Here is a 3280-nt window from a genome sequence, read left to right as displayed (position 1 = left end):
GAGTTTGGTGCGGATGGGTTTGGCCCCGGGGTAGTAGCCGGCCCGGCCGGTCCCGCTCCAGCACCGCCCGCAGGGCCAGGCCGTCGTCGAGGGTCTGCACCCCGTGGATACCGGCCGCATCGATCCCGGGCAGTGGCGGGCGGGCCGGGGTGGCCCCGGTGGCGACCATGAGCTGATCGAAACCCTCCCAGGCCTCCCGGCCGGCGGTCAGGTCGCGCACGAGCACGGCGCGGCGGTGCAGGTCGATCTCCAGGACCTCGTGACCGGTGCGGGCGTCGATGGCGTGGTGGTCGCGGAACTGTTGCGGGGTACGGGCGATCAGCTCCGTGGTGTCGGCGACGTCCTTGCCGATGAAGTACGGGATCCCGCAGGCCGAATACGAGGTGTAGTGGCCCCGCTCGAAGGCCACGATCTCCAACTGGTCCTGGGGCAGCTGGCGGCGGGCGGCGGAGGCCGCGCTCATCCCCGCGGCGTCCCCACCGATGACGATCAGCCTCTGGGCCATGACTTCCCCTTCCGTTACAGTGCCTGCTGAGTCGTCAGCTCCCGGCTGTGCTCGATGCTCGAGGCCGACCGATCCTCACGCGGCGCAGCAGGAGAGTTTGGAGACGTCGGTGCGGAAGGACTGGGCGGCGATCTTGAGGCCTTCGGCCATCGTCAGGTACGGGCACCACAGGGTGGAGACCTGATCCACCGTCATGCCCGCGGACAAGATGTAGACCCCGGCCGCGGCAAGCTCCCCGGCGTCCTTGGCCACCGCGGTGATACCCACGATCCGCCCAGTCTCGGCCTCGGCGACGATCTTCACGAACCCGCGGGTGTCACGGTTGACCAGCGCCCTGGGCACGTACTCCAGGGGCAGCACCCGGCATTCACACCGGAGGCCGGCTTCCCGGGCCTGCTGGTCGGTCATGCCCACCGCCGCGATGGCCGGGGAGGTGAAAGTGACCCGCGGCAGGTGGGTGTAGTCGATCTGCTGGCCGGTGTGGTGGAAGGCGTTCTCCACCGCGGTGACCCCGTGGGCCGAGGCCACGTAGACGTACTGGGGGTGCCCGGTCACATCCCCGGCCGCCCACACCTTCGGATTCGAGGTCGCCATCCGGGCGTCGACGAGGATCTCCCCGCGCGCCCCGGTGTCCACCCCGACCGAGCCGAGGCCCAGGTTCTCGGTGACCGGACGGCGCCCGACCGCGACCATGAGCCGGCCCGCCCGCAGGGTGTCCTGCCCGCCCGGGCCCGTGACGGTGGCCACCACCTCCCCGGTGTCCCGGTCGGGCGTCACGGAGGAGACGGTGGCCCGGGGGATCACCCGGATGCCCTCCTCGGCGAACACGCCCCTCAGGGTCCGGGAGACCTCGGGTTCCTCATGGGAGGCCAGCCGGGACCGCACGACCATGGTGACCATCGAGCCCAGGCGGGCGAAGAGTTGAGCCTGCTCCAGGCCCACGTACCCGCCACCGATGATCAGCAGCGATTCCGGCACCTCGTCCAACTCCATGGCCGTGGTCGACGTCAGATACTCCACCTGATCCAGACCCTCGATCTCCGGGACGATCGGGGTGGAGCCGGTGGCCACCAGATAGTGGGCCGCCCGCACCCGGCGGCAGGAACCGTCGGCTCCGGTGACCTCCAGCGCCGGATCCTCGGCGGTGCCGGTGAACACCGCTTCGCCGGTGGCCAGTTCCCAGCCGTAGTCGGCGATCAGATCCAGGTACTTGTCCGAGCGCATTCCCTCCACCAGCGCGTCCTTGCCGACGATTAGCCCGGGCATGTCCACCCCGGCGGCCGACGTGCTCAGACCGGGGAACCGTCCTGTGGCGTCCAGCGCCACGTGGCGGGCCTCGGCGGCGGCCAGCAGCGCCTTCGACGGCACGCACCCGGTGTTCACGCAGGTGCCCCCGACCGTGGCACGCTCGATCATCACCACTGATTTGCCGAGATTGGTGGCCCGGATCGCGGCGGCGAACGCACCACCGCCGGAACCAATGATCGCCAGGTCCACTTCGTGCGTTCCCGTCTCAGGCATGACCGGCCTCCGTAAGTCCGTGATGAAGGCCCCGACGGGCCGTCTGTGTGCGGTGCTGTGCTGTGCCCAGCCTGCACCTTCCCCTGAAGAGGAAGGTCAAGACGTCACCGCGGCAATGTCATGTGCACGACCGTATGTGCCCCAGACCCGGGGGCCCTTTCGAGGAGTCGCTGCCAGAGGCGATTGCCTGGCCGGTGGATCTCAGGAGCTGGTGGCCGGCCCGTGTGCTCAGTGACCGATCAGGAGTGACTCGCGGGCGGCTTCGACCACTTCGGGGGTGACGGTGGCCAACTGGTTGATCGTGAGGATGCGTTGGATCTGGGTGAGGAGGCGGTCGACGAGACGGAAGTTGCCGCCGGTGATCCGGGCGATGGTGGCGATCGCGACCGCCTGGGTGAACTCGTCGTCCTCGCCGGCGAGTCCGTCGGTGTGCCAGCGGCGGTTCAGGACGGCGGTGAGCTCTTCGGGGGTGAGGGGGCGGTATTCGTGGGCGAAGCCCACACGGCTGTAGAGCTGGGGGTAACGGGCCAGGCGTTTGTCGATGCCGGGCATTCCGATGAGGATCACCCCGAGGGTGTGGCGGTCGTAGTAGTCGCGGACCTGTTCCAGGCCGGTGGTCTTGAGCCGGTCGGCCTCGTCGATGATGAGCAGCTCGGTGAGCCCGGAGGAACGCGAGTCGGGGTGCACGAACGGGTCGACGCGGCCGTGGTGGTGGTAGTCGATGGCGTAGGAGATCTGTTGGCAGGCCCGCGGGAGGGCTTGGTCGACCTGTCGGGGGCTGGCGGTGACGGTCGGGGTCCACAGCGCGGTGCGGGCCTGCAGGACCTGCTCAGGGATGGGGCCGGGCTCGCGGTCCTCGCCCAGGTCTCTTTGCCACTGCTCCCATTGCGGGGCCCCGGCGTAGTGGCGGGCCGAGAGGGTCTTGCCGACCCCGGGTGGGCCCCAGCACAGGCCGATGTAGCGGTGGGCGCGGACGGTGTCGGCGAACTCGGTGAAACGGCGGTGCTCCCGGGTGGGAAGGAGCAGGGGTGATGCGGGGTCCGGGGGTGGGCCCAAGGCTGCGATTTCCCCGAACGTGCCGGAGAGGAAGCGCCGGCCGTCGTCGTCCTTGCCCAGCAGGCTCCGGGAGGAGTCGGGCTCAGTCGGTGGCATAGGTCCGCAACCGGTGTCGGGGCGCCGGCTCCGCCGGCGGGTCTGCCGTCGGGCCCGGCGCCGGGGCGGGTGGTGGTGCCCAGCGGTCGTCGGCGGGCAGGG

The 3280-nt window shown here is 70.3% G+C and carries 3 protein-coding genes; all 3 read right to left on the bottom strand.

What is annotated here, in order from left to right:
• Nucleotides 1-505 (bottom strand): FAD/NAD(P)-binding oxidoreductase (locus tag L979_RS11590; RefSeq protein ID WP_047692366.1); only part of this gene is annotated, 505 nt, incomplete at its 3' end.
• A 75-nt stretch (nt 506-580) separates the two neighbouring features.
• Nucleotides 581-2026 (bottom strand): mercury(II) reductase, encoded by a 1446-nt coding sequence (gene merA, locus L979_RS11585; RefSeq protein WP_035964295.1) that lies wholly within the window; start codon nt 2024-2026, stop codon nt 581-583.
• 228 nt (nt 2027-2254) lie between these two features.
• Nucleotides 2255-3178: an AAA family ATPase gene (locus L979_RS11580; protein ID WP_081994409.1), complete on the bottom strand. Its 924-nt coding sequence runs from the start codon at nt 3176-3178 to the stop codon at nt 2255-2257.
• Between the last annotated feature and the right edge of the window lie 102 nt (nt 3179-3280).

This window comes from Kocuria sp. ZOR0020, assembly GCF_000800955.1.
Lineage (GTDB): Bacteria > Actinomycetota > Actinomycetes > Actinomycetales > Micrococcaceae > Kocuria > Kocuria subflava.
Note: the sequence above shows the minus strand (reverse complement) of the source record. Positions and strands in the feature narration are given on the sequence as shown.